The sequence below is a fragment of the Hyphomicrobium sp. genome (genome assembly GCF_036262015.1).
GTDB lineage: Bacteria > Pseudomonadota > Alphaproteobacteria > Rhizobiales > Hyphomicrobiaceae > Hyphomicrobium_C.
Genome location: NZ_DATAJR010000008.1, coordinates 449,171 through 472,666 on the forward strand (window position 1 = coordinate 449,171; position 23,496 = coordinate 472,666).

Consider the following 23,496-nt stretch of genomic DNA (forward strand, 5'->3'; position numbering starts at 1 on the left):
ACCTGAATGTACAAGTTCTACTACAACGAAGTCCTCGACGAGTCGCCCAAGGAGGCGCGAGAGCAAGAGCGTACGGCGCTCGAGCGGTCGATTGCTTTGTTGCAGGACGCCGAAAAGACGGGACCGCAGTCTCGCGAGGCCGTGGAGGCAATTTACTTTGTCCGGAAGCTCTGGGGCATCTTCATCGAAGACCTCGCCAAGCCCGAGAATGGTCTACCGCCGCAACTTCGTGCGGATCTCGTGTCGGTCGGATTGTGGGTGATGCGTGAGACGGAAGAGATCCGGCAGGGCAGATCCTCGAATTTCAACGCGTTGATCGATGTGTCGAGAACAATTTCAGAGGGATTGAAATGACCACCCCGACGCGCGTCACGCTTCGCCCTGGCGAACGCATCTTCATAAACGGCGCTGTGCTGAAATCAGACGGCCGCGCAACGTTCGAAATACTCAACGACGTGCCGTATCTGACCGAGAGCGAGATCATGCACGCGCAGCAGACGGTCACGCCGCTGCGGCAGCTCTACTACATTCTGCAGACCATGATCATCGAGCCGACCGGAATGGAAATTGCGCGCGGCGTTTACGACGATACAATGCGCTGGTTGCCGCAGGCTTTTGCCAATCCGCTCGTGCTCGCAGGGCTCGAGACGATCAGTCAGCAGGTCGCAGCGGGATCACCGTTCAACGCGCTCAAGACGCTGCGGGCGTTGATCCCGATCGAAGATGCAATTCTCGGTGCGAACCGGAGTTCGGAACTCAGAGTGGTAGGAGCAGGCTGATGGCCGTAGATGGTGTAGGTTCATCCACAAATACTCCGAAGACGCCTGACACTGGCACGACGCAGTCTCCGTCGAACGGTGCGGCGTCGCTCAACTACGATGCGTTCCTGAAGCTCCTGACAGCGCAGATGAAGTTTCAGGATCCCACCAAGCCGATGGACTCGACACAGTTCGTCGCGCAGCTGGCTTCGTTCTCGAACGTTGAGCAGTCGATCAAAACCAACAACAAGCTCGACTCATTGCTTGTCCAACAGGCTCTCAATCAGGTCGATGGTCTCATCGGCAAGACGGTTACGTCGGCGGATGGCTCGGTAACAGGCAAGGTGAAAGGCGTCGAAATCTATTCAAACGGCGCCGTGGCGGTGCTCGAGAACGATAAGAAGGTCTTCATGACCGCCGGTGTCAAAATCACGAACCCTGCTCCTGCGGGGACAACATGAATCCAGCCGACGCCCTCGATATTGGACAAGCGGCAATTTGGACGGTCATCATCGCGGCGTCTCCTGGCGTCGTCGCCGCCATGGTTGTCGGCATTCTGATCGCGCTCCTGCAGGCCCTTACGCAGGTGCAGGAAATGACGCTGACCTTCGTTCCCAAGATCATCGCGATTCTTGTCGTGACTTCGTTCACGGCGCCGTTCGTGGGGGCCGTGATCTTCTCGTTTGCGGAGCAAACGTACGCCCGCATCCCGAACGGGTTTTGACGCTTCGGTCCGTATCTAAGGGGCCGCGACACCACACCTTTTTCTGAGCTGCCCCCCGTGGCGGAGACCCTCGCGCAAGCTTGATGACCCAAAATCGGGCTCAGTCAATTTGCATGACCGATGATGTGTGCCCGGACCACCAGGGTCCGGCTTCAGATCTGGTCATTTTGGTGAGACCGACGGTTCAAGGTTCGGACTTTCCCTGCGCTGCTGATCTACGCCGCCCCTGATAGGCGGCGCGACGATCGGAGCGACTAGGGTCCGAAGCGATCGTGGTCTAGGCTTTGGGGGAAGCATGGCCACGACCACCGCCATTGGCGGGACGGACCGGACCAGCGGCACGCGCGACATCGGCTTCGCGGTTGGCATCGTCGTTATTCTGACGGTGCTCTTCCTGCCATTGCCGGCCATCATGATCGACGTCGGCTTGGCATTTTCGATCGCCTTCGCCGTTCTGATTCTGATGGTTTCCCTGTGGATCCATCGCCCGCTCGAATTTTCGGCCTTTCCGACTGTCCTCCTGATCGCGACCATGTTGCGCCTGTCGCTCAACGTAGCGACGACGCGCCTCATTCTCTCGAACGGTGCCGAGGGACACGCGGCTGCGGGGCATGTGATTGCAGGCTTCGCCAATTTCGTCATGGGCGGCGACTTCGTCATCGGCGTGGTCGTCTTCGTCATCCTGATCACGGTCAACTTCCTCGTCATCACCAAAGGTGCAACGCGTATCGCGGAAGTCGGTGCACGGTTCACTCTAGACGCGATCCCCGGCAAGCAGATGGCCATCGACGCCGATCTTTCGGCGGGCAACATCGACGAAAAGGAAGCGATGCGGAGGCGTCGCGAGCTCGAAGAGGAAAGCGCCTTCTTCGGCTCGATGGACGGTGCTTCGAAATTCGTGCGCGGCGACGCAATCGCCGGCCTTATCATTACGGCGGTCAACGTCTTCGGCGGCATCATCATCGGCGTGACGCGTCACGAGATGGATCTCGCGCATGCGGCGGATGTGTTCGTGCGCCTCTCGGTCGGTGACGGCCTCGTGACGCAGATCCCTGCGCTCATCATCTCGCTTGCTGCCGGTCTCCTTGTTTCCAAGGGCGGCACGCGCGGATCGGCCGAAATGGCCGTGTTCTCGCAGCTCGGCAACTATCCGCGCGCGCTCGCGGTCGCCGGCACCGTTTTGCTCGCGCTTGCTGTTGCACCGGGCTTGCCGTTCCTGCCTTTCGCTCTGCTTGCAGGCGGAATGATTTTCGTCGCCGTGTCGATCCCGAAGAAGCTCGCTCAGGCCAAGGCGGCAGAAGAAGCCGTCAAAAAGGAAGCGGAGCGGCTTTCCAAGGAAGAGGCGCGTCAGTCCGTCAAGGAGCAGCTCAAGACGGCCGAGATCGAAATTGCGCTTGGCAAGCAGCTCTCGACCTCGCTTCTCGCGTCGCAAGGCGAGCTGGCGCATCGCGTGGGACGTATGCGTCGTGCATTCGCGAAGCAATACGGGTTCGTCGTGCCGGAAATCCGTATCACCGACGACCTAACGATCCCGAGCAAGACGTATCAGATCAAGATCCACGGAACCGTAGTTGCGTCCGAGGAGCTGAGGATCGGCGACGTGCTCGTCATTACCGGCGACGGGCCGGTGCCGGACGTTCCAGGTGACGAGGCGCGCGAGCCGGCCTTTGGCATGAAGGCGTTCTGGGTCTCGGAGATGTTTGCCAATACGGTGAAGCGCGAAGGCTTCAATCCGGTGGACCCGATGTCCGTGATGCTCACGCATCTGCGCGAGGTCATCCGCGGAAACCTGTCGCAGCTCCTGTCGTACAAGGATATGCGCTCGCTCATCGATCGACTGGAGCCTGAGTATCGCCGGCTCGTCGACGAGATAATTCCATCTCAGCTTTCGTACTCTGGGCTGCAGGCCGTTCTCAAGCTCCTGCTCGCCGAGCGAATCTCGATACGCAATCTCCATCTCATTCTGGAGAGCATTGCGGAGATCGCGCCTCACGTGCGCAGGGCGGAGCAACTCGCGGAGCACGTGCGCATGCGGATGGCGCAGCAAATCTGCGGCGACCTGTCCGACGCAGGTGTGCTCAAGGTTCTGCGGCTCGGGAACCGCTGGGATCTTGCCTTCCATCAGAGCCTTAAGCGCGATGCGAAAGGCGAGGTGGTAGAGTTCGATATCGATCCGCGACTCATCGAACAATTCGGCGCAGAAGCCTCGAAAATTATTCGTGGGCATCTGGATCAGGGCCATCAGTTTGTGCTTGTCTCGGCCCCCGACGCGCGCCCCTATGTCCGCATGGTCACAGAGCGCCTCTTCCCGACACTTCCGGTGCTTTCGCATCTCGAAATCGCGCGCGGCGTGCAAGTCAAGGCACTGGGTACGATCTCGTGACGACGATCACGGCAGGAACGGTGTTGCTAACCTTCCTGGTGTTCTGTCGGATCGGGGGCTGCCTGATGATTATGCCGGGCTTCGGAAGCCCGCGCATTCCGACGCAAGTCCGCGTGTATTTGGCCGTTTCGGTTACGCTCGCGCTCGCTCCTCTCCTTGTCCCCCAGGTTCAGGGTGATCTCGGCAAGGCCACGCCCATCAACATTGGACAGCTCATCCTGTCGGAGACGCTGGTTGGCGCCTCGATCGGGATCATGGCGCGAATCTTCTTTCTGGCTCTGCAGTTCATGGGGACGGCTGTCGCGATGCTGATCGGCTTCAGCGGTATGGCGGACGCGCCGATCGAAGAAGGGGAGCCTGCGCCCGCCATTGCTAACATTCTCACTTTGACGGCGACGGTGCTCCTGTTCACGACGGGCCTGCACGTCGAGGTGATGCGCGCTCTCGTGGCATCCTATTCCGTGATCTCGGTGACGGATCTCTTCGATCCGCGTTTCGCACTGGCGAAGGTTACGGATTCGGCGTCGGATAGCTTTATCCTGATCGCGCAGCTTACCGGGCCGTTTCTTGCGTTCTCGCTGATCATCAACTTTCTGTTCGGCATCATGAATAAGATGACGCCGCTCATTCCGGTTTATTTTATCTCGGCGCCGTTTGTTCTCGCGGGCGGTCTGCTGTTGCTCTATTTCACGTTCAGCGAGGCGTTGACACTCTTCATCACGGGCTTCCAGACCTTTCTTGCGAACGGGTGAGGTCACATGCGAGATCGCGTCAAAAGCCTCAAGCGTATCGTTGATGTACAACGTCACCTCCACAGCATGGAGGAGATCAAGTACGCGCGGCTGCAGCAGGAGTTGACCCGGTGTCAGAGCGAGCAGTCGTCGCTGACGGATGCCCTCTCGGGGGAGGGCGCGCTGCACGGACTATTCACGGACATGACCGTCCGGCGACTCAAATCGCTCCAGCAGGAGGAAGCGAGGCTCAAGCCCGCCGCCGAAGCGCAGGCTCGCGTTCTTCTCGAACACGGCGGGCGCCTGCGCAATTCGGAGAGACTGACCGAGGAGCTCGACGCGGAGCTTCGGCGCGTCGAGGAGCGCGAGGAATTGGAGCGCCTTCTTGAAGCTGGCTTCGCTCAGAAAGGCGCAAGCTCCAAGCAAGACCGATGAGTCATGGTGGCCGCAAGGGATGTCCCTGCGGGAGGCCTAGATTTGGCCGCAGATCTCACAATCCGTCCGATTTCGGAGACGCAAGCCGCCGTTGAGAGCGCGCTCGCCTCGCGCGCTGGCACGGTCAAAAAAACACCCGACGCAGCCCAGAAATTCGAGGCGTTTGTCTTGCAATCCTTCATTCAGGACATGATGCCCAAGTCTGCTGAGGGGGTCTTCGGATCCGGCATTTCGGGCGACTTTTGGAAATCGATGATGTCGGAGAAGATCGCCGAGCAGGTCGCGGAGCGCGGTAGCTTGGGTATCGCCGACTACGTGCGTGAGGGGCATATCCCGCCCGTGCGTCCGGGCGGGTTCACCTCGGTCGACGTCATGCAGCACCTCTCTGGCTTGAACGGAGCTATCGGGGCGCAAACCGGCATCGAGCCAAATTCCGGAGAGTAAGTCATGTTGCAGCGCTACAATCAGCCCCAACCGATGCCGCCCGTGGGCGCAAGTCCTGCAGCTCTCAACGCTCAGTCCCCGGCGGCCGCCCGTGTGGCGGCGAACGTGCCTATGCTCGACGTTTCGATCCAACGTCTCGAGGAACTCATCGAGATCGAAACATCCGCGCTTAGGGAACACAAGGCCATCAATCTCAAAGAATTCAACGACCGCAAGAGCCAAGCCCTGCTCGAACTCACGCGTTCGTTGCGTTCTTTGCAGGGCACCGGACCCAATCCCGCACTTGCCGAACGCGTCGCCGCGCTCAAGACAAGGCTGGCGATCAATCAGGCCATGCTGAAGATTCATCTTGAGGCGGTGCGGGAAATTGCTACGTCGCTTTCGGATGCGATCCGGCATTCGGATTCAGACGGGACATACACGCAAGCCATCTCTGCAGTTGCGAAACGTCCATGATGAAGCTTCTCGCCACAGGCATTTGGGCGTCGATCATGACGCTCGGAGCGACCTTCGGCGTGCTCCAGTGGCAGAAGAGCCAGACGCCTGGCCAGGCTGTAGAGGGAAGCAAGAAACTCGAAGAGCTGCGCACCAAGGCCATCAACGTGCCCATTATCGGCGAGGGCACCATACAGGGCTATATGGTGGCGCAGTTCGTATTTTCTGTTGATTCGAATGTTCTCAAGGAGCTTCCCATCAGTCCGGAGGTCTACGTCCTCGATGAGGCGTTCAAGACCATCTACGCCGGGGAGCAGGTCAATTTTCAGAACATGAAGAAGCAGGACCTGCCCGAACTTGCCAAGAAGCTTGGCGAGAACGTCAATAAGCGGCTTGGCGTGGACATGGTCCAGGATGTGCTGATCGAACAGCTTTCCTATATTCCCAAGAAGGACGTCCGCGGGCCGCCAAAGTATTAGCAGCGGCGGACTTCATCCGATCAGCCTCTGAGAGGGGCCGGCGGCTGCCCCTTCTGGCCGTCCTCCTTGTTGTCGGAGAGCGCACGCGCAACGTCCTGGAACGGATCGGCGCTCGGCGGATCGCTCAGCGATTGCTTCATGACTTCGTAGAGTTTCGGGACCACATTGATCGCCTTGTCGAGCTCGGCGTCGGCGCCCTTCTGGTATCCGCCCATCAGGCGCAGGTCGCGCGTATCCTCGAAGTGCGCGATCATCGCACGCAGCATCATCACAAGCTTCCTTTGGTCCGCCGACCAGACCGTGTTCGCAAGACGCGAGACGGATGTGAGCACATTCACGGCTGGATACCGGCCCTGATCCGCGATTTTGCGATCCAGGACGATATGTCCGTCGAGTGTGCCTCGGATGCTATCGGCGATCGGATCGTTGTGATCGTCGCCATCGACGAGAACGGAGAAAACGCCGGTGATCGATCCTGTGCCTTCGGCGCCGGGACCCGCACGCTCCAGGAGCTTTGGCAGCTCGCTGAAGACGGACGGTGTGTATCCACGGGCGACGGGGGCTTCGCCGGCCGCGAGTGCGACTTCTCGGGTCGCGTGCGCGAAGCGCGTGACGGAATCGACGATAAGAAGGACGCTGTCGCCGGCGTCACGGAACGATTCGGCGATGGCGAGCGCAGTTTTGGGCGCCAAGCGGCGCATCATCGGGCTTTCATCGCCGGTCGAGACCACGGTCACTGCACGGCTGCGGTTTTGCGCTAGGGCGTCTTCGAGGAACTCGCGGACTTCTCGGCCGCGTTCGCCGACAAGAGCCAGAACGACGGTATCGAATCCACGCGATCGCGCCAGCATCGAGAGCAACGTGGATTTGCCGACGCCGGATCCGGCAAAAATGCCGATGCGCTGTCCTGCGCAGAGAGGTGTGAACAGATCCATGACACGCACGCCGGATTTCAGCGGTGCGCGTACGCGTTGGCGGTTCATGGCAGAGGGTGGCTCTGCGTCAAACGGATAGGAATGATCGCCTTCGCGGAGTGGCCCTTCTCCATCGATCGGTGCGCCAAGCGCGTTCAGCACGCGCCCCTTCCAAGACGTGTGGGGACGCAGGCTCAGGTTGCCGTGCTGCCAGGCGATCTCCCCAGGCCCAATCTTGAGGTTGGCGTCAAAGGGTTTGACGGTGGCTTCGTTCTCGTCAATGCGAACGACTTCGCCAAACTGCGCCGCGGTGCCCGACGCGAAGCTGATGCAGTCCCCGAGCTTCAAATGACGGGAAAGGCCTGACACCTGCACGTACGCTGGAGTCACGTTGGTGACGGTTCCGCCAATGCGAATAATTGGACGGGCGGCAGAAGCCGCAGCAATGCGCTGTTCCAAGATATCGAGAGCAGTCGGTTGCCGGGCTTGGGGGGGAGACTCAGAGGTATTGTCCAGGGCGATTTCCGGCATGGGCACTTCTCAGAAAGATTGACAGGCCGGCTCGGCGTCAGCTCGTTTCGCCGAGTGTCTTGATGGCATTGCCCAGCGTCTGCTCGGCCTGGGTGATAGAGTTGCTGACCGAGTCGAACGACCGCTGGATCTGGATCAGGCGAGAGATCTCGGACACAGGATTGACGTTTGCCTGCTCCATGAAGCCCTGCATAATGCCCACTCTATTGAAATCCAGAGCGGGCTCAGCGGCCATATCGGGAATGACGCCCGAGTTCTCGAACCGGGTCAGGTTTGCCTGCTCCGGGATCGTGAAAAGGCCCAAGGCACCACGCTGCACACCCCCCTGTGTCAGGGTTCCGTCTCGGGCAATTCCAGGCGTGCCGCCGGTCGGGTCGAGCTGGATGGGTGCGCCACCGACATCGAGGATCTGATATCCGGTGAGCGTGCGGAGCTCGCCTTCGGGTGTCATCGTCATGCGGCCGTCGCGTGTGTAAGCGCGCCCGTTTGGACCCTGGATGGAAAGCCAGGCGTCGCCTGTCACTGCGACGTCGAGTGGATTTTCAGTGCGAATGAGGTCGCCGGCCTGACGCGAAATGAATGTGCTGCCACCCGATACGAAAGCTGTCGGCGCGTCAGTCTTCTGGGAGATGAGCTCCTCGAACTTGATTTCCTCAGCCCGAAAGCCGGCCGTGTTCACGTTGGCCACGTTGTGGGCGAGAGTTTCCATGCGGCGCATCAGCGCCATCTGTCCGGAGAGTGAGACGTACAAGCTGGGCTGCATCAGCGGACTCCGGAAAACTGAGCCCCGAGGGCGATCATCGAGGTGGCTGCGCCGGGGGGACGGCAGTAAAGCTGCTCGTGTGCAGGAGGTATTGGTGTCGTGAGCACGATATTTCGGGCCTCGCGCGTGTCTCGGGCCATAGTGTGGGTAAAGCGCCTTGTCTCAAGCTGACGTCACTTCGTGCTGCAACTAGATGTTCGCGCTTGGTGGATGGGGGCGTGCGAGAATACCACGGTTTGCGCTCATGTCCGCCGCTAGAGGCCGAGATCAGGCTCGCACAAGGACCTCGCCATTAGGGTTTTGAGAACAACACTAAAAGCGAGGGTGGCTCGTGACGATTATCCTTGGCCTTGTCGTCATGCTTGGCTGCATGCTCGGTGGCTTCATGGCCATGGGCGGGCATGTTGAGGTTCTGTGGCAGCCCTGGGAATTCGTCATCATTCTCGGCACGTCGCTCGGCACGTTCATCGTTGCCAACCCGATGAAGGTGATCAAGGACGCCGGCAAAGGCCTCGGCGAGGCTTTCGGCAACGCGGCACCGTCGGGCCGGCAGTACCTCGATGTGATGGGGCTTCTCTATTCCCTCATGCGTGAGCTGCGCAGCAAGCCGCGCAACGAGGTGGAGAAGCACATCGACGCGCCGCAAGAATCGCCGATCTTCCAGAAATTCTCTTCGGTGATGAAGAACAAGGATCTCACTGTTTTCATCTGCGACTACTGCCGCCTCATCATCATAGGCAACGCGCGGACGCATGAGGTCGAGGCGCTGATGGACGAGGAAATTCAGACGCTGCGTGCCGACAAGCTCAAGGCTTATCAGGCGCTTTCGAACGTAGCAGACGGCCTTCCGGCCATCGGTATCATCGCTGCGGTTCTCGGTGTCGTCAAAGCCATGGGTGCGATCTCCGAGCCGCCTGAAGTTCTCGGCCACCTCATCGGTGCAGCTCTCGTCGGCACCTTTGCCGGCATCTTCTTCTCGTACGGCGTGTTCGGTCCGATTGCGACGAAGGTGAAGTCCGGCCGTGAGAAGCAGATGCGCCTCTATATCGTGGCCAAGCAGACGCTGCTCGCGTTCATGAACGGTGCCATGCCGCAGGTCGCCGTCGAGTATGGCCGCAAAACCATCTCCGCTTACGAGCGTCCGACCATCGACGAGGTCGAGGCCGAGACGGTCGGTGGCGGTGGTGGAGACGCGAAGCAGGCCGCATAACCGCGAAACGGTTGAGGCGCGAACAGCAAGAACGGATTCAGGTAGACCGCAATGAGCCAAGAAGATTTCCGCCCCGCCGCAGCAGAGCTGCAGTCCATCGGCGATATGCCACAGGGTGATCCCGTCGTCGCGGGCGGGCAGAAGCCGCGTCATCTCGAAACTGTTCTGCAGATTCCGGTTTCGGTGAAGATCGTGCTGGGCTCTGCAACCATGCCGGTCGCAAGCGTTCTGAAGCTGGGGCGCGGCGCGGTCGTGCCACTCGATCGCAAAGTCGGCGAGCCGGTGGACGTGGTCGTCAACGGCCGTGTCATCGCACGCGGCGAAGTGGTCGTTCTCGACGAGGACAGCTCTCGCTTTGGCGTGTCGCTCACGGAAGTGATCGGCAGCTCGGCGCCCAATCGCGTCGCCTAGCGCGAACCAGAATTTTCCGAAAGCTGCTGCTTCTCTCTATCCTTTCGAGCAGGTTTCTAACTGATGTCAGAGAAGCCCGACCAAGAGAGTAAAACAGAAGAAGCAACAGAGAAAAAGATTCGCGACTCGCTCGACAAGGGCCAGGTCCCTCACTCGCGCGAAGCGACGACTCTGGCGTCGATGCTCGCCATTCTGATTGCGGTGGTTTTCCTCCTCACGGACAACGTCGTGAAGCTCCGGTTCTCGCTCGAGAGCTTCATCGACCATCCCGGAAGCTTCAACATCGGCACTGGCGCTGACGCGTCCGCGATCCTCTTTGTTGTCGCAATCGAGATGGCCAAGGTCGTTGGACCTGTGCTGCTTGTTCTTGCTATTGCCGGCGTCGCGGCCTCATTCCTGCAGAATCAACCGCAATTTGTCGTCGACCGCATCGAGCCGAAGCTCGAACGCATTTCGATCGCGCGAGGATGGAGCCGAATTTTCGGTGTGCAGGGCCAGGTCGAATTTCTGAAGAGTTTGTTCAAGCTCTCGATCGTGACCATCGCTGGCTATATCGCGCTTGGAAAGTCTTATCGCGAGTTCTTCAACGCCCTCTTCATGGAGCCCGCGGCGCTTCCGGGGCTGATGCAGGACCTCAGCATTCAGTTCCTGTCGGCTATTGTTGTTGCGACTGCCGTTCTCGTCGGCGCCGACCTCGCGTGGTCACGTTTCTCCTGGCGCAAGGAACTGCGCATGACCAAGCAGGAGGTCAAGGATGAGCATAAGCAGGTCGAAGGCGATCCGCTGATCAAGATGCGGCTCAGGTCCTTGCAGAGAGACCGCTCGCGCCGCCGTATGATCGCTTCGGTGCCCAAAGCGACTCTCATCGTCGCGAATCCCACGCACTATTCCGTCGCATTGCGTTATGTGCGGGAAGAAGGTGGCGCGCCAATCGTTGTTGCTAAAGGTAAGGATCTTATCGCACTGAAGATCCGGTTTATCGGCGAGCAGAACGGGATTCCGATTTACGAAGATCGCGCTCTTGCACGCTCGCTCTACGCAAGCGTCGAGGTGGATAAGATGATTCCGCCGGAGTTCTACAAGGCCGTCGCCGGCGTCATCCTGTTCCTCGCTCAGCGAGGACAGCAGGCACGCCCGGCCGTGTGAGGATCGAAATATGCTGAAGCAGGGCAACGACTATTCGCGTGAACGCGAGAAGGCGCTGGCAGAAGGCATGAGGGATGTCGCCTCGGAATTGAGGTTGATCGATCCAGCAGATTTCATCGCTTTCATCCGAACGGAGCAATTCGGAAACATCCGCAATCTCGTCAATTCGTCGACCGAAATGTTCTTCAAGCCGGGAACGGTCACGTTCGGTCTTTCCGGCGAGGTCGAGCTGCCGTGGGGCTGTGCGCCCTGCATTTCGCTCGACATGGAGTTTCATCATCTCAACGTATCGGCGTACTTCCGGCTCGTGCTTCAATCGTTACAAGCCGGGATTGAGATCAGCTATGTGTCGTTCGAGGGTGGCTCGAACGATCCGGACCGCAACACGATGCGCCTCATCGAAGCCATCGAAGATGCTCGGATCGCGCCGGTTTCCAAGCGGCGGCGGCCGACGCAGGAAGGTATCGAGGCGCGCAGCTAAGCGCGCCTACCTTCCCTACTGGAGCTTGAACTCCGCGCCGATCAGCTTCAATTCGCGCGGTTTGATCAGCCCCGCATGTGCGACGAGCACTTGATGCAGCCTGCCTTCAAGATTGCGCGACCAGAAATCCAGGAAGCTTTTCAGTTTCGGAAAGCGTGGGTGGAGATCGTAGTCCTGCCAGATGTAGCTCTGCATCAGCGACGGATGGTCGGGTAGGCGGTAGATGATCTCTGCGGTCGTCAAACTGTAGCCCGCAAGCATGCGGACAAAGTCATTGTCGGCGGTGCTCAAGGTCGGCTCCCGGGGTTGCCAGGTTCACGACTCTAGTGTAGCAAAAACCGCGAAATCTTCAATATTTTCTATTTATAACAGACTATTAGCAGCAATTGCGACGAGCTGCTAACAGTCTGCCTGGAGGTTTGGCAGCGGCTCTGCAAAACTGCTCGAAAGGCAATCGGACACGCTTCATGCTCGCCGCAGCGCTGACCAGTTTCACGACGTTCTTCGCGACGATCGGACCGCTTGAAGCCGCGGTGCTGTTCGCGACGCTCACTCCCGCAACCTCTCAGGCTGAGCGGCGGCGAATCGCTGTGCGAGCGACAGCAATTGCGAGCGCGATTCTCGGCGCGTCGACGCTTGCCGGCGGTCCTTTGCTGAAGCAACTCGGTGTCTCCATTCCCGCACTGCAGACCGCGGGTGGCGTCATCTTGCTCGTCATTGCACTCGACATGGTGTTCGCCAGGCCCTCGAGCGCGTTCAAGCTCACGCCGTCCGAGGGGGCAGAGGCGCAACGCAAAGACGATCTCGCCGTGTTTCCTCTGGCCACTCCCTTGCTGGCCGGTCCGGGCGCGATGAGTGCGGGCATTCTGCTGGCCGCCAATGCGCATGGCAACGCGACTGAGCTGGCGATCACGGTTGCGGCTCTCACTGCCGTCATGGTGCTTACGCTCGTCTTGCTGCTGCTCGCGCATCGCCTGGCTGGGTTTATCGGGGTGACGGCACAACGCGTGCTGATGCGTGTCTTCGGCATCCTATTGGCCGCCATCGCCGTGCAGGCGTTGTTCGACGGCATCGGGGCGAGTGGACTGATGTTACCGCACGCGTGAATGCGCCTAGAGCGCACGCGTTAACACTTTCATCGAACGAACGTTTTCTGCTCCGCTCCGCGGTGCCTGACGGGCCAATCACAAGCTTCGGACAAGATTAAAGACCTACAACCGTTGGAGGCTCAGGCGAGGCGTGCGCTTCCAATGGATCCCATCAATTTCTTTACGATCGCCTCTCAGCAGAACCGTTGGCTTTCGGTTCGCCAGTCGGTGGTCGCCCAGAACGTCGCGAACGCGAATACACCCGGATACAAGGCACTCGACGTAAAGCCGTTCGAGGCCGTGCTCGATTCGGCCGGTATCGAAATGCGCAAGACGCAAACGAACCATATGGATCCGTCGGGTGGTGTTCGTGGTGACACGGATACCGAAGAACAGGCCAAGTGGCAGATTGTGCATTCGGAAAACAGCGTCAGCCTTGAAGAGCAGATGCTCAAGGCGGGTGAGGTTGCGGGTGCCTATGCCCGTAACACCGGCGTCATGAAGACTTTCCATCGCATGCTTTTAGCATCCGCACGGGGGTAGCGCATGGCTGATCCGATGCAGGTTGCGATCAAGGTGGCGGCCTCGGGGCTCGAGGCGCAGTCGCGCCGCATGCTCATTACCTCTGAAAACCTGGCCAACGCCTCGTCGACCGGCAACACGCCGGGGGCCTCGCCCTATGCGCGCAAGACCGTCAGCTTCGAATCGGCGCTGGACGACGCGTCCGGCGCGAGGCTCGTTCAGGTCGACCGCGTCGATACGGACAAGCGCCCGTTTCGCGTCGAACACAATCCCGGCCATCCGGCGGCCGACGAGAACGGCAACGTGAAAATGCCCAATGTCGACATGCTCGTCGAGCTGGCGGACATGCGGGAATCGAACCGCTCCTACGAAGCGAACCTGCAAGTCGTGAAGCAGGCCCGTTCGATGATCTCGATGACCATTGATCTTCTCAGGAGCTCATGATGCTGGACGGCGTCGGCAAGCTTTCTCCATCGACCCTCGGCGGTTCGTACGGTCTCGGCGGTACGACCGGCGCGGCCGGCCTTACACAGCCGACCCCTGTCACGAGCATTCCCAATCCGGTCAAGACGGAGCCGTTGCCGACGGACTTCGGTGCGGTGCTTGGTCAAATGACGTTGGAAGCGATCAGCACCCTCAAGACGGGCGAGCAAACCGCGATTGCGGGTGTGCGCGGTCAGGCGACGACTCAACAAGTGGTGGAGGCCGTAATGGCTTCCGAGCAGACACTGCAGACCGGCATCGCCATCCGCGACAAGGTCGTTTCCGCTTATCTCGAAATTAGCCGAATGACCATCTAACGGCACCAGTCAGGGCAGGTCCATGAGAGCGCTTTCTATCGCTGCGACGGGTATGAACGCGCAGCAAACAAACCTGGAAGTGATCGCGAACAACATCGCGAACATCAACACAACCGGGTACAAGCGGCAGCGCGCAGAGTTCACCGACCTGCTGTATCAGGCCGAGCGTGCACTCGGTGCACCGGCGCGAGGCGGTGGCGCCAACGTGCCGGAAGGCGCTTATGTCGGTCTCGGCGTGCGGACTGCCGCAATTCGCGACCTCCATCAGCAGGGCTCGCTCGCGCAGACCAACAACAAGCTGGACGTCGCAATCAACGGGCGCGGCTGGTTCCAGATCACGGGTGCAGACGGCGAGACGTTCTATACGCGCGACGGCGCCTTGAACAAGAATGACCAGGGCCAGATCGTGACACTCGACGGTCTCGAGGTGCAGCCCGCGATGACGGTTCCGATCGATGCGACGGACATCACGATCAACGAGACCGGCGAGGTTTACGTCACAATACCGGGGCAGGCTCAGCCGCAGCTTCTCGGCCAGCTGACGCTTGCGAATTTCGTCAACGACGCCGGCCTCGAGCCGATGGGTGGAAATCTTTTCCGGCAGACGGAATCGTCCGGTGATCCCGTGACCGGTGTTCCGGGCGATGTCGGTTTCGGGAAAATCCACCAAGGCTATCTCGAGAACTCGAACGTGGATGCGGTGAAGGAAATCACGCAGCTGATCGCCGCTCAGCGCGCATACGAGATGAACTCGAAAGTCATTCAGACCGTCGATGCGATGTACGGCACGGTCGCGAACAACATGCGGTAAGGCCAGCGAGTGGTGATGCAGATGGTGCAGCGATTGAAGCTCGTCACGTCCGGAACTCCTGGCATTCTCGCTTCGTGGGCGCGTGGGCTGCTCTGTGTCTGCGCGGTTGTCTTTTCTCTCCCATTGCGTCCGGCGCTGGCGCTCGATCTGGTGTTGCCCGTTCCGCGCGCAACCGTGTATCCGGGCAATGTCATCACCGAAGATATGCTCGTCGACCGCGCTTTCCGCGATTCGGACAATACAGGTGCGGGTTACGTGGCGACGCGCGAGTCTGTTGTCGGCAAAGTGGCGCGTCAAACGCTGCTGCCGAACACGCCGATCGCGCTGGGTGGCATTCGCGATCCGTTCACCGTGCAGCAGGGTCAGCCGACCGTCGTCATTTTCCAGTCCGGCGGGCTCATTATTTCCGGAACCGCTACGTCGTTGCAGTCGGGATCTGCCGGGCAGGTGATCAGTTTGCGTAACGTCGATAGCGGAATGACAATCCGCGGCGTCGTGCAGTCCAATGGTACGGTTCGGGTGGGGACGCCATGAGCCGGGCCCTGGCGCTTGCCCTCGTCTTCGTTCTCTCGACCTTGCCGGCGCTGGCGGGCGGAAGCGCGGGTGTCCGGATCAAGGACATAACGGCCGTGCAGGGCGTGCGCGCCAACCAGTTGATCGGGTACGGTCTCGTCGTCGGTCTCAACGGAACAGGCGACAGTCTTAGAAACTCGCCGTTTACGGCCCAATCGCTGCAGTCAATGCTCGATACGATGGGCGTGAACATCCGCAATGCAAATTCGCGCACGAAGAACATCGCGGCCGTGGTGGTCACGGCCGATTTGCCGCCGTTCGCGGGGGCAGGTTCGCGCGTCGATGTGACGGTGTCGTCGCTCGGTGACGCTTCCTCTCTTGCGGGCGGCTCTCTGGTCATGACGCCGCTCTCGGGCGCTGACGGCGCCATCTATGCGGTGGCGCAAGGTCCGATTGCCGTCAGCGGTTATTCCGCGCAAGGACAGGCAGAGTCGGTCACTCAGAACGTTCCGACGACCGGCCGGATTCCAAACGGTGCTCTTGTCGAGCGTCAGGTCGCGGGCGCGCTCGATGATGAAGGAGCTCTCGTTCTCGAGTTGCGCAATCCCGACTTTTCGACCGCAGTGCGCATCGCCGACACGATCAACTCCTATTCGCAGCAGCGTTTCGGCCGTCGCGTGGCTCGGGAGCAGGATTTGCGCACCGTACTTCTGGATCGTCCGCCCAATATGGGTGCGGCGCGTTTCCTCGCAGAGCTCGGCGAACTCGTCACGGAAGCCGATGGCCCGGCCAAAGTTGTCATTGATGAGCGCACCGGCACCGTTGTCATTGGACGCGATGTCCAAATCAACACAGTTGCAGTCTCGCACGGCAATCTGACGGTCCGCATTACCGAAAGTGCAAAGGTTTCTCAGCCTGAGCCGTTTTCGGATGGCGAGACGGTCGTCGTTCCGGAGAGCTTCGTCTCCGTCAATGAGGAAGGTGCAAACCTTGCCATCATGGGCGGCACCAATCTCGAGACGCTGGTGCGCGGTCTCAACATGATGGGGCTCAAACCCACGGGAATCATCGCAATTCTTCAGGCCATCAAGACGTCCGGCGCCCTTCAGGCGGAACTGGTGGTGCAATGAAGATCGAGAGCGCGCAGCCATTCCGGTCGGCCAAAGGGGAGAACGCTCGTTGCGCTCTGACGTTCACGCTCGCGCTTCTTTTTGTTGGAGCGCTTGCCTCCAATTTCCCATCTCCGGCCGCTGCCCAACAGGGTTGGGCGCCAACCGTCGCGACCTCGCCAGGGCGGACATTCGATACGCCTGATCCGTTCCAAACCGGTGCGGTTCAGGTGCCCCCGGCCATCGATCCGAACATGTTCCCTGCACCGCGAAACGCGCCCCAAATGCGGCCGCAGCCGCAGCCGCAGAAGGTATGGTCGCCCATCGTGACGGGGGCGATCCCGGATCCGCGCGATCGGGATCGAGCGCCTGTGACCGGCGCGACGCGGCCTCGCACGATCCCGGGCCAGCCAGCAGGTGCGGGCGAAGTGCGGCAAACTCCTCTCAAGGTTCTGGCAGCCGGCGATCAGGCGGCCGCTCCTGCGGCGCCTGCCGCCAAGGTTGCGCCGACTGCTCCGACAAGCGCAGGGGCTGAGGGCGCTGCGACGCCGGCGACCGAAACCATCTTCAAGAAGCCGGGGCCGCTCGATGCGCCGCCGCCCAACGCGAACGGTGCGCAGCAGTATTGCTTCAACACCGTCGACACCGCGGCAGATGCCCGTTTCGCCTGGCAGGCAAAGAAAATCCGCGACATGGAGGCTGAGCTCGACAAGAGGGCACGGCAACTCGAGGCGAAGACGGAAGAATACAAGTCGTGGCTCGCGCGCCGCGACGAGTTTGCACGTAAGGCTCACGAAAAGCTCGTGGGGTTCTATTCGCGCATGCGGCCTGATGCGGCGGCGGCGCAATTGGCAACTGTCGACGAAGAAATGGCGGCAGCTGTCGTGACCAAGCTCGAGACGAAAGTGGCAAGCCAGATCATGGGCGAAATGGAACCCGAGCGGGCGGCCAAGATCGCCACCATCATCTCGGGTGCCGCAAAGATTCCGCCGTCGCGAAAGCCGCCCGCTGCCGCGCCGCCTGAAAACAAGCCGCCGGATTTGTCCGGCGCAGGGGTTCCTGCCGGGGCTCCGCGATCATGACGAGGTGGACCATGACGACATACGGTCCGTGGCTCAAGCCGGTGCTCCTCAGGGTGCCGGCCCTCATCGTGTTTGCGGTCGCGGCTGCCGCAGGTGGATGCGCGACGAACCCTGCCGATATCGGCCGTGCGCCAGCCCTCAGCGCTGTCGGTTCAGGATTGCTTGCCGATCGCGTGCCGTTGCCAGCGGAGCCGTCGCCACAGCCCACTTATCGGCCGGGTAATTCAATCTGGCAGGATGCGAGCGCGGATCTCTTCAAAGATCCTCGAGCGCGGAAAATCGGCGACGTCGTCACCGTCAAGATCTCAATCAAGGATAAGGCGACGCTCGACAACAACTCGAAGCGCTCGCGCGACGCGACGACAAAGCTCAAGCCCAAGCTTGGGTATGACTTCACTACGACGGGCGGACTCGCTCACAGTGGCGACCTTTCGGTCGACGTGGAGGCGGATGCCGAGACCTCGACCGACAGCAAGGGTGGCATCACGCGTTCGGAGAAAATCGAGCTCCTGATTGCGGCTGTTGTGACGGGCGTGCTGCCTAACGGCAACCTCATCATCAGCGGTAGCCAGGAAGTGCGCGTGAACTTCGAGGTTCGCGAGCTCAGCGTCGCGGGCATCGTCAGGCCGCGCGATATCTCGACAGAGAACGAGATCTCCTATGACAAGGTCGCTGAGGCTCGCATCTCGTACGGCGGCCGCGGCAGGATCACGGAAGTGCAACAACCTGCCGTTGGCCAGCAGTTGTTCGATCTCCTGACGCCCTTCTAGGGGAGCTGGGTTTGGCAAAAAAAGACGCGAGCGCGGGCAAGAAGGGCAAAGGTGGGCTGGTCGGGCTTATCCTTGTGACTTTGCTTGCGCTCGGCTTCGGCGCCGGCTTCGGCTTTTTCCTCGACGGGCAAATGAAGGGGACCGCCGAAGATAAGGCTCCGGCAAAAGTTGAGGAACTTCCTGAAAAAATAGGTGCAAAAGCAACCTTAGGTCCTGGGGCCAAGCTTGTGACGATGGCCCCTATCGTTGCGAATCTGGCAGAACCCAAGGATGCGTGGATCCGGATTGAGGCTTCGGTCGTGATCGAAGGGCTCGATGGGGGTGGGGACGTCTTGGCCGCGCAGCTTGCGGAGGACTTCGTCGCCTACCTACGGACCGCGACCCTCGTGCAGTTCCAGGGCCCTAGCGGGTTCCAGAATTTGCGCGAAGATTTCAAGGACCGGGCGACGATCCGCGATCGCGAGCACATCAAGGACGTGGTCATTCACGGGGTCATTATCGAATGAAGCGGCTTGCCGTGCTGACGTTGCTAATGCTGCTCATCGTTCCTGGAGCAGCACTGGCACAGGCACAGGGGCTCAATTTCGAAGGGCTCCTTCCGTCCGGCGAGCAGACCGTTACCGGACGTATGGTGCAGCTGGTGGTGCTCATCACCATGCTGTCCGTTGCCCCCGGTCTGCTGATGATGGTGACCTGCTTCACCCGGTTCGTAATCGTCCTGTCGCTGTTGCGTGCCGGGCTTGGCCTGCAAACGACGCCCGCCAACATGATTTTGGTCAGTCTGGCGCTGTTCATGACGTTCTACGTCATGGCTCCGACCTTCGACCGGGCCTGGCAGAACGGGCTCAAGCCGTTCGTCGAGAACAAGATCACCGAACAGGAAGCCTATGTGCAGATCACTCAGCCCCTGCGCGAGTTCATGCGCGCGAACGTCAGGGCGAAGGACCTGGAACTCTTTCAGGATCTCGCTCAGGAGCGGTTTGGGGCCAACCCCGATGATTCAGAGGTCGAGCTTCGCGTTCTGATCCCAGCCTTCATGATTTCGGAGCTGAGGCGTGGCTTCGAGATGGGATTCCTCGTCGTGCTGCCGTTTCTCGTTATCGATCTCATCGTCGCGACGCTCACCATGTCGATGGGCATGATGATGCTTCCGCCAACAGTCATGAGTTTGCCGTTCAAGGTGCTGTTTTTCGTTCTGATCGACGGCTGGAATCTGCTGATTGGCGGCCTCGTCCGATCGTTTCCCTGACGGAACGGACGTATTTTACCTATGGGCTAAAGCCCCCATTAACTGGGGCTCAATATATCATCGGTATACCTTGGTTAGTGGCAGGTTGGGTTCGGGGGGTCGACTACCCTAAGCACGATGCCGCGAAAGGCCGTTGTCTCCGGCCTCTGTAGCGTAGCGTAAAAGGTAGAGTAGTATAATGAGTAGCATCAACACGAACATCGCGGCCATGACCGCGTTGCAGGCGCTTCGGACCACGAACAGCGACCTGCTCTCGACGCAGAATCGCATTTCCACCGGTCTTCGCGTCGCCAATGCCTCTGACAACGCCGCTTACTGGTCGATTGCGACCACGATGCGTTCGGACCGCCAAGCTCTCTCTACTGTTTCTGACGCACTCGGTCTCGGCAGTGCGACTGTCGATATCGCTTCGAAAGCCCTCGATACCTCGATCAAGGTCGCCAGCGACATCAAGGCCAAACTCGTTGCAGCCCGTTCTCCGGGCGTCGATCGCGCAAAGATCCAGGCCGAGATCGAACAGCTCCAGTCCTCGCTGAAGGACACCGCGAACGGCGCAAGCTTCTCGGGCCAGAACTGGCTCGCCGTCGACGCTTCCGCCTCCACGGAACGCACGCTCGTCTCGTCTTTCTCGCGCGACAGCAGCGGTGATGTTTCCATCGGCACGATCACTGTCGATATTGGTGCCACGGGCTCGATGCTGATCGACACTTCGAACGGCGGCGCTGGCATTCTCGACAAGACGCGCACCGCGACGACGAGCGGTGACTATACCGTTCTGACGCTCGATATCAGCACCCTCACGGACTCTGCGACTGATCTCAAGGATCTCGAGGACTACGTCGCGGGCGTGGACGACGCGATTTCGTCTATGACGAACGCTGCGACCGCCATGGGTGCCGTCAAGACGCGAATAAACTTGCAGAAGGACTTCGCCGACACGTTGATGGACGCCATCGATACAGGTGTTGGTCAGCTGGTTGACGCCGATATGAACGAGGAATCGACGCGTCTCCAGGCACTCCAGGTTCGCCAGCAGCTCGGCATCCAGGCTCTGAGCCTTGCGAACCAGTCGAGCCAGTCGATCTTGTCGCTCTTCCGATAGGTTCTGCCGGCGCTCACCCGCCGACGCTCCGTCCAATAGTAAATAGACAGTTAAGGGCCACATCCCTCCGGGATGCGGCCCTTTTCTTTTTGACCTACCGCTGTCGGAGTGCTCTGCCGACGACGCTTTATAAAATCTTATAGCTATCAGTCTTTTGGGTCGCGAATTGATGAAGCCCTGTGAACTGGTAGACGCGGCTCCGTGTGCCACTTTGGAGCGTTTCGACGGATTTGGGTCAGCGTTTAACGGTTCAGTAAGCAGCTCCAACTATTTTCTTTCGGGAAAGCCCGACTTGGGGAGCGGGACCAGACGAGTCGGAAGAGGGATATAAGATGAGCAGCATTAATACCAACATCGCGGCGATGACCGCGTTGCAAGCGTTGAACCAGACCAACAAGGAGACGTTGGTCACTCAGAACCGTATCGCGACGGGCCTCCGGGTCAAGGACGCATCGGACAACGCCGCTTACTGGTCGATCGCAACGACGATGCGTTCGGACCGTCAGGCCCTTTCGACGGTGGCTGACGCACTCGGCCTCGGTGCCGCGACGGTCGACGTCGCTGTCCAGGGCATGGAAGGCGCTATCAAGATCGCAAGCGACATCAAGACGAAGCTTGTTGCTGCTCGCCAGCCGGGCGTTGACCGCGCGAAGATTCAGTCGGAAATCGAACAGCTCCAGAGCTCTCTGAAGAGCGTGGTCGATACGGCGACCTTCTCGGGCCAGAATTGGCTTGCGGTCGACAGCACCGGCACCACGACCCGTACACTTGTTTCGTCGTTCTCGCGCGATAGCACGGGCGCGATCTCGATTGGAACGATCGAGGTGGATCTCAGCTCGACTGGCTCGATGCTGGTCGACACGTCGGGCGGCGGCGCTGGTATCCTCGACTCGGTACGTACGGCACCAGGTATCGGCGACTACACAGTGCTGACGCTCGATATCAGCACCCTCACGGACAGTGCCGCGGACCTGCAGGACCTCGAGAGCTTTGTTTCGGGCGTTGACGCAGCGATCACCTCGATGACCGACTCCGCGACCGGCCTCGGCGCCGTGAAGTCGCGCATCAGTCTCCAGAAGGACTTCGCGAAGAGCCTGATGGATGCCATCGATACGGGCGTAGGCCAGCTTGTCGACGCAGACATGAACGAAGAATCGACGCGCTTGCAGGCGCTGCAGGTTCGTCAGCAGCTTGGCGTCCAGGCGCTCGGCATGGCCAACCAGTCTGCTCAGATGATCCTCCGGCTCTTCCAGTAAGCCGCTACAACTTCTTCCGCTCCAAAGCGAAGCCGCGTCCCGAGAGGGGCGCGGTTTTCGCTTTTTTGCGCTTTCGCGTTGACCGGCCACCGGTTCGGCCCGGTGTTCATTCCGTATCACCCGCAACCCCCGCACAAGGTTCGAAAGAAACAATGAGTCACGAATCGGTAAAGGGGCGCTGGCATGAGCAGCTTGAACACAAATATCGCGGCGATGACCGCGCTGCAGACCCTGAACCAAACCAACAAAGAGCTGTTGGGGACGCAGCGCCGAATCTCCACGGGCCTCCGGGTCGGCGACGCCTCGGACAACGCAGCCTACTGGTCGATCGCAACCACGATGCGGTCCGACAATATGGCGATCTCGACGGTTCAAGACGCCCTGGGCCTCGGCGCCGCGACCGCCGAGGTTACAGTTACCGCCATGAACAGCGCGATCGAAACCGTGCAGAAGATCCTGGCGAAGCTTGTTGCCGCCCGTGCGCCGGGCCTCGACCGGTCGAAGATCCAGAGCGAAATCGACGTGCTTCAGACCGAACTGCGCAGCAAGGCTGAATCTGCAGTCTTTTCCGGTGAGAACTGGCTTGTTGGCGATTCGACGGGAACGACCCAAAAGTCGATCGTGTCGGCCTTCTCGCGCGACAGCACGGGGGCCATCTCGATCGGCACCATTGCCGTCGACGTCGGCCCTACGGGAACCATGCTGTTCGACACGTCGGGCAGCAATCAGGGAATTCTAGACTTCGAACGCAGCATCAGCACCGGCAACTATTCGGTTTCGACGCTCGATATCGGTAGCCTCACCGACAGTCCGACGGACCTTCAAGACCTCGAGGACATGATCGACGGTGTTGACGCGGCCCTGAAGCTGATGACCGACGCGGCCACCGTGCTCGGTGCCGCAAAGTCGCGAATCAGTTTGCAGAAGGATTTCGTCAGCAAGCTCATGCAGTCGATCGATACCGGTATCGGTCAGCTCGTTGACGCTGAGATGAACGAGGAATCAACCCGCCTTCAGGCGCTGCAGGTGCGCCAGCAGCTTGGCGTGCAAGCCTTGGGCATCGCCAACCAGTCAGCGCAGCAGATTCTCGCGCTGTTCCAGAACTAAGTCGACCGGCGGGCGCACACCCAGCCGTTCATACGAGTTAAAGCGGGATCGGCCTAAGCGATCCCGCACATTGGGCCGGATCCCCATCACACCCGCGCCCCTGAAGGCCACGCCAGCCCGCCCCCGGCGTGGCCTTTCTTTTTTCCGCCTGCGACAGACCAAAAATCCCATCGCAATTCCCACGCAAGCTTAGATGCCCAGAATCCGTTCGGCGTCATTCCCACAAGCCGCACAAAGGGTTG

Annotated in this window: 31 protein-coding genes; 28 read left to right on the forward strand and 3 right to left on the reverse strand. The window is 60.2% G+C overall.

Translation table 11 applies throughout. From position 1 onward, the window contains the following. Nucleotides 1-6: 6 nt before the first annotated feature. From flaF to VHO05_RS10875, 10 genes are all read left to right on the forward strand, one after another. Complete coding sequence (gene flaF / locus VHO05_RS10830) at nucleotides 7-354, forward strand: flagellar biosynthesis regulator FlaF (protein ID WP_329646594.1); 348 nt, start codon at nucleotides 7-9, stop codon at nucleotides 352-354. Beyond that, complete coding sequence (locus tag VHO05_RS10835) at nucleotides 351-779, forward strand: flagellar biosynthesis repressor FlbT (RefSeq protein WP_329646595.1); 429 nt, start codon at nucleotides 351-353, stop codon at nucleotides 777-779. The genes flaF and VHO05_RS10835 overlap by 4 nt, the downstream gene beginning before the upstream one ends. Next, nucleotides 779-1,219: a flagellar hook assembly protein FlgD gene (flgD, locus tag VHO05_RS10840; protein WP_329646596.1), complete on the forward strand. Its 441-nt coding sequence runs from the start codon at nucleotides 779-781 to the stop codon at nucleotides 1,217-1,219. The genes VHO05_RS10835 and flgD overlap by 1 nt, the downstream gene beginning before the upstream one ends. After that, nucleotides 1,216-1,482, forward strand: coding sequence for a flagellar biosynthesis protein FliQ (fliQ, locus tag VHO05_RS10845; protein ID WP_329646597.1), 267 nt, complete (start codon nucleotides 1,216-1,218; stop codon nucleotides 1,480-1,482). The genes flgD and fliQ overlap by 4 nt, the downstream gene beginning before the upstream one ends. A gap of 295 nt (nucleotides 1,483-1,777) precedes the next feature. Continuing rightward, complete coding sequence (flhA, locus tag VHO05_RS10850) at nucleotides 1,778-3,865, forward strand: flagellar biosynthesis protein FlhA (RefSeq protein WP_329646598.1); 2,088 nt, start codon at nucleotides 1,778-1,780, stop codon at nucleotides 3,863-3,865. Further along, the gene (fliR, locus tag VHO05_RS10855) at nucleotides 3,862-4,617 is read left to right on the forward strand and encodes a flagellar biosynthetic protein FliR (RefSeq protein WP_329646599.1); all 756 of its coding nucleotides are present in this window, start codon (nucleotides 3,862-3,864) and stop codon (nucleotides 4,615-4,617) included. The genes flhA and fliR overlap by 4 nt, the downstream gene beginning before the upstream one ends. Nucleotides 4,618-4,623: 6 nt before the next feature. Beyond that, on the forward strand, nucleotides 4,624-5,031 hold the full coding sequence (locus tag VHO05_RS10860; RefSeq protein WP_329646600.1) for a hypothetical protein: 408 nt from the start codon (nucleotides 4,624-4,626) through the stop codon (nucleotides 5,029-5,031). A gap of 42 nt (nucleotides 5,032-5,073) precedes the next feature. After that, complete coding sequence (locus tag VHO05_RS10865; protein WP_329646601.1) at nucleotides 5,074-5,475, forward strand: rod-binding protein; 402 nt, start codon at nucleotides 5,074-5,076, stop codon at nucleotides 5,473-5,475. Nucleotides 5,476-5,478: 3 nt separating this feature from the next. Beyond that, nucleotides 5,479-5,931 carry a flagellar protein FlgN gene (locus tag VHO05_RS10870; RefSeq protein ID WP_329646602.1) on the forward strand — a complete coding sequence of 151 codons (453 nt, stop codon included), beginning with the start codon at nucleotides 5,479-5,481 and terminating at the stop codon, nucleotides 5,929-5,931. After that, nucleotides 5,928-6,389 (forward strand): hypothetical protein, encoded by a 462-nt coding sequence (locus tag VHO05_RS10875; RefSeq protein ID WP_329646603.1) that lies wholly within the window; start codon nucleotides 5,928-5,930, stop codon nucleotides 6,387-6,389. The genes VHO05_RS10870 and VHO05_RS10875 overlap by 4 nt, the downstream gene beginning before the upstream one ends. Nucleotides 6,390-6,409: 20 nt before the next feature. Here the strand turns inward: VHO05_RS10875 and fliI are convergent, their stop codons facing one another. Beyond that, on the reverse strand, nucleotides 6,410-7,834 hold the full coding sequence (gene fliI, locus VHO05_RS10880) for a flagellar protein export ATPase FliI (RefSeq protein WP_329646604.1): 1,425 nt from the start codon (nucleotides 7,832-7,834) through the stop codon (nucleotides 6,410-6,412). Between the two features lie 37 nt (nucleotides 7,835-7,871). Further along, the gene (flgF, locus tag VHO05_RS10885) at nucleotides 7,872-8,597 is read right to left on the reverse strand and encodes a flagellar basal-body rod protein FlgF (protein WP_329646605.1); all 726 of its coding nucleotides are present in this window, start codon (nucleotides 8,595-8,597) and stop codon (nucleotides 7,872-7,874) included. Nucleotides 8,598-8,928: 331 nt separating this feature from the next. On the opposite strand from flgF, the gene motA reads away from it, so the two are divergent. From motA to VHO05_RS10905, 4 genes are all read left to right on the forward strand, one after another. Continuing rightward, nucleotides 8,929-9,807 carry a flagellar motor stator protein MotA gene (motA, locus tag VHO05_RS10890; protein ID WP_329646606.1) on the forward strand — a complete coding sequence of 293 codons (879 nt, stop codon included), beginning with the start codon at nucleotides 8,929-8,931 and terminating at the stop codon, nucleotides 9,805-9,807. Nucleotides 9,808-9,858: 51 nt separating this feature from the next. Further along, a complete protein-coding gene (gene fliN / locus VHO05_RS10895) occupies nucleotides 9,859-10,218 on the forward strand; it encodes a flagellar motor switch protein FliN (RefSeq protein ID WP_414653746.1) in 360 nt (119 codons plus the stop codon). Between the two features lie 63 nt (nucleotides 10,219-10,281). Next, a complete protein-coding gene (gene flhB / locus VHO05_RS10900; protein WP_329646607.1) occupies nucleotides 10,282-11,364 on the forward strand; it encodes a flagellar biosynthesis protein FlhB in 1,083 nt (360 codons plus the stop codon). A gap of 10 nt (nucleotides 11,365-11,374) precedes the next feature. Beyond that, nucleotides 11,375-11,845, forward strand: a complete 471-nt coding sequence (locus VHO05_RS10905) for a hypothetical protein (RefSeq protein ID WP_329646608.1) — start codon at nucleotides 11,375-11,377, stop codon at nucleotides 11,843-11,845. A gap of 15 nt (nucleotides 11,846-11,860) precedes the next feature. Here VHO05_RS10905 and VHO05_RS10910 read toward each other — a convergent pair whose 3' ends face one another. Continuing rightward, complete coding sequence (locus VHO05_RS10910) at nucleotides 11,861-12,136, reverse strand: usg protein (RefSeq protein WP_414653748.1); 276 nt, start codon at nucleotides 12,134-12,136, stop codon at nucleotides 11,861-11,863. A gap of 176 nt (nucleotides 12,137-12,312) precedes the next feature. Here VHO05_RS10910 and VHO05_RS10915 point away from each other — a divergent pair, with 176 nt between their 5' ends. The 14 genes from VHO05_RS10915 to VHO05_RS10980 all read left to right on the forward strand — a co-directional run bounded on the left by VHO05_RS10915 (nucleotide 12,313) and on the right by VHO05_RS10980 (nucleotide 23,254). Continuing rightward, nucleotides 12,313-12,951 carry a MarC family protein gene (locus tag VHO05_RS10915; protein ID WP_329646609.1) on the forward strand — a complete coding sequence of 213 codons (639 nt, stop codon included), beginning with the start codon at nucleotides 12,313-12,315 and terminating at the stop codon, nucleotides 12,949-12,951. Between the two features lie 144 nt (nucleotides 12,952-13,095). Further along, on the forward strand, nucleotides 13,096-13,476 hold the full coding sequence (gene flgB, locus VHO05_RS10920) for a flagellar basal body rod protein FlgB (protein WP_329646610.1): 381 nt from the start codon (nucleotides 13,096-13,098) through the stop codon (nucleotides 13,474-13,476). A 3-nt stretch (nucleotides 13,477-13,479) separates the two neighbouring features. Further along, entirely contained in the window at nucleotides 13,480-13,899 is a 420-nt protein-coding gene (gene flgC / locus VHO05_RS10925; RefSeq protein ID WP_329646611.1) for a flagellar basal body rod protein FlgC, read from the forward strand. Continuing rightward, a complete protein-coding gene (locus VHO05_RS10930) occupies nucleotides 13,899-14,255 on the forward strand; it encodes a flagellar hook-basal body complex protein FliE (RefSeq protein ID WP_329646612.1) in 357 nt (118 codons plus the stop codon). The genes flgC and VHO05_RS10930 overlap by 1 nt, the downstream gene beginning before the upstream one ends. 22 nt (nucleotides 14,256-14,277) lie before the next feature. Then, entirely contained in the window at nucleotides 14,278-15,066 is a 789-nt protein-coding gene (gene flgG, locus VHO05_RS10935) for a flagellar basal-body rod protein FlgG (protein ID WP_329646613.1), read from the forward strand. Between the two features lie 21 nt (nucleotides 15,067-15,087). Continuing rightward, the gene (flgA, locus tag VHO05_RS10940) at nucleotides 15,088-15,600 is read left to right on the forward strand and encodes a flagellar basal body P-ring formation chaperone FlgA (RefSeq protein ID WP_329646614.1); all 513 of its coding nucleotides are present in this window, start codon (nucleotides 15,088-15,090) and stop codon (nucleotides 15,598-15,600) included. Further along, entirely contained in the window at nucleotides 15,597-16,709 is a 1,113-nt protein-coding gene (gene flgI / locus VHO05_RS10945) for a flagellar basal body P-ring protein FlgI (protein ID WP_329646615.1), read from the forward strand. The genes flgA and flgI overlap by 4 nt, the downstream gene beginning before the upstream one ends. Further along, nucleotides 16,706-17,770: a MotE family protein gene (locus VHO05_RS10950; RefSeq protein WP_329646616.1), complete on the forward strand. Its 1,065-nt coding sequence runs from the start codon at nucleotides 16,706-16,708 to the stop codon at nucleotides 17,768-17,770. Before flgI ends, VHO05_RS10950 begins: the two co-directional genes overlap by 4 nt. Nucleotides 17,771-17,781: 11 nt before the next feature. Further along, nucleotides 17,782-18,540, forward strand: a complete 759-nt coding sequence (flgH, locus tag VHO05_RS10955) for a flagellar basal body L-ring protein FlgH (protein WP_329646617.1) — start codon at nucleotides 17,782-17,784, stop codon at nucleotides 18,538-18,540. Nucleotides 18,541-18,551: 11 nt separating this feature from the next. Continuing rightward, on the forward strand, nucleotides 18,552-19,046 hold the full coding sequence (locus VHO05_RS10960) for a flagellar basal body-associated FliL family protein (protein ID WP_329646618.1): 495 nt from the start codon (nucleotides 18,552-18,554) through the stop codon (nucleotides 19,044-19,046). After that, nucleotides 19,043-19,789: a flagellar type III secretion system pore protein FliP gene (fliP, locus tag VHO05_RS10965; protein WP_329646619.1), complete on the forward strand. Its 747-nt coding sequence runs from the start codon at nucleotides 19,043-19,045 to the stop codon at nucleotides 19,787-19,789. The genes VHO05_RS10960 and fliP overlap by 4 nt, the downstream gene beginning before the upstream one ends. Before the next feature lie 178 nt (nucleotides 19,790-19,967). Beyond that, complete coding sequence (locus VHO05_RS10970; protein WP_329646620.1) at nucleotides 19,968-20,891, forward strand: flagellin; 924 nt, start codon at nucleotides 19,968-19,970, stop codon at nucleotides 20,889-20,891. 332 nt (nucleotides 20,892-21,223) lie between these two features. Beyond that, the gene (locus tag VHO05_RS10975; RefSeq protein WP_329646621.1) at nucleotides 21,224-22,147 is read left to right on the forward strand and encodes a flagellin; all 924 of its coding nucleotides are present in this window, start codon (nucleotides 21,224-21,226) and stop codon (nucleotides 22,145-22,147) included. Between the two features lie 183 nt (nucleotides 22,148-22,330). Further along, the gene (locus tag VHO05_RS10980) at nucleotides 22,331-23,254 is read left to right on the forward strand and encodes a flagellin (RefSeq protein ID WP_329646622.1); all 924 of its coding nucleotides are present in this window, start codon (nucleotides 22,331-22,333) and stop codon (nucleotides 23,252-23,254) included. Nucleotides 23,255-23,496 lie beyond the last annotated feature (242 nt).

Excerpts from the sequence above, each read along its gene's own strand:
- flaF (WP_329646594.1), top strand. The coding sequence starts at position 7 with ATGTACAAGTTCTACTACAACGAAGTCCTCGACGAGTCGCCCAAGGAG.
- VHO05_RS10835 (WP_329646595.1), top strand. The coding sequence starts at position 351 with ATGACCACCCCGACGCGCGTCACGCTTCGCCCTGGCGAACGCATCTTC.
- flgD (WP_329646596.1), top strand. The coding sequence starts at position 779 with ATGGCCGTAGATGGTGTAGGTTCATCCACAAATACTCCGAAGACGCCT.
- fliQ (WP_329646597.1), top strand. The coding sequence starts at position 1,216 with ATGAATCCAGCCGACGCCCTCGATATTGGACAAGCGGCAATTTGGACG.
- flhA (WP_329646598.1), top strand. The coding sequence starts at position 1,778 with ATGGCCACGACCACCGCCATTGGCGGGACGGACCGGACCAGCGGCACG.
- VHO05_RS10860 (WP_329646600.1), top strand. The coding sequence starts at position 4,624 with ATGCGAGATCGCGTCAAAAGCCTCAAGCGTATCGTTGATGTACAACGT.
- VHO05_RS10870 (WP_329646602.1), top strand. The coding sequence starts at position 5,479 with ATGTTGCAGCGCTACAATCAGCCCCAACCGATGCCGCCCGTGGGCGCA.
- VHO05_RS10875 (WP_329646603.1), top strand. The coding sequence starts at position 5,928 with ATGATGAAGCTTCTCGCCACAGGCATTTGGGCGTCGATCATGACGCTC.
- fliI (WP_329646604.1), bottom strand. The coding sequence starts at position 7,834 with ATGCCGGAAATCGCCCTGGACAATACCTCTGAGTCTCCCCCCCAAGCC.
- flgF (WP_329646605.1), bottom strand. The coding sequence starts at position 8,597 with ATGCAGCCCAGCTTGTACGTCTCACTCTCCGGACAGATGGCGCTGATG.
- fliN (WP_414653746.1), top strand. The coding sequence starts at position 9,859 with ATGAGCCAAGAAGATTTCCGCCCCGCCGCAGCAGAGCTGCAGTCCATC.
- flhB (WP_329646607.1), top strand. The coding sequence starts at position 10,282 with ATGTCAGAGAAGCCCGACCAAGAGAGTAAAACAGAAGAAGCAACAGAG.
- VHO05_RS10905 (WP_329646608.1), top strand. The coding sequence starts at position 11,375 with ATGCTGAAGCAGGGCAACGACTATTCGCGTGAACGCGAGAAGGCGCTG.
- VHO05_RS10915 (WP_329646609.1), top strand. The coding sequence starts at position 12,313 with ATGCTCGCCGCAGCGCTGACCAGTTTCACGACGTTCTTCGCGACGATC.
- flgB (WP_329646610.1), top strand. The coding sequence starts at position 13,096 with ATGGATCCCATCAATTTCTTTACGATCGCCTCTCAGCAGAACCGTTGG.
- flgC (WP_329646611.1), top strand. The coding sequence starts at position 13,480 with ATGGCTGATCCGATGCAGGTTGCGATCAAGGTGGCGGCCTCGGGGCTC.
- VHO05_RS10930 (WP_329646612.1), top strand. The coding sequence starts at position 13,899 with ATGCTGGACGGCGTCGGCAAGCTTTCTCCATCGACCCTCGGCGGTTCG.
- flgG (WP_329646613.1), top strand. The coding sequence starts at position 14,278 with ATGAGAGCGCTTTCTATCGCTGCGACGGGTATGAACGCGCAGCAAACA.
- flgA (WP_329646614.1), top strand. The coding sequence starts at position 15,088 with ATGGTGCAGCGATTGAAGCTCGTCACGTCCGGAACTCCTGGCATTCTC.
- flgI (WP_329646615.1), top strand. The coding sequence starts at position 15,597 with ATGAGCCGGGCCCTGGCGCTTGCCCTCGTCTTCGTTCTCTCGACCTTG.
- VHO05_RS10950 (WP_329646616.1), top strand. The coding sequence starts at position 16,706 with ATGAAGATCGAGAGCGCGCAGCCATTCCGGTCGGCCAAAGGGGAGAAC.
- flgH (WP_329646617.1), top strand. The coding sequence starts at position 17,782 with ATGACGACATACGGTCCGTGGCTCAAGCCGGTGCTCCTCAGGGTGCCG.
- fliP (WP_329646619.1), top strand. The coding sequence starts at position 19,043 with ATGAAGCGGCTTGCCGTGCTGACGTTGCTAATGCTGCTCATCGTTCCT.
- VHO05_RS10970 (WP_329646620.1), top strand. The coding sequence starts at position 19,968 with ATGAGTAGCATCAACACGAACATCGCGGCCATGACCGCGTTGCAGGCG.
- VHO05_RS10975 (WP_329646621.1), top strand. The coding sequence starts at position 21,224 with ATGAGCAGCATTAATACCAACATCGCGGCGATGACCGCGTTGCAAGCG.
- VHO05_RS10980 (WP_329646622.1), top strand. The coding sequence starts at position 22,331 with ATGAGCAGCTTGAACACAAATATCGCGGCGATGACCGCGCTGCAGACC.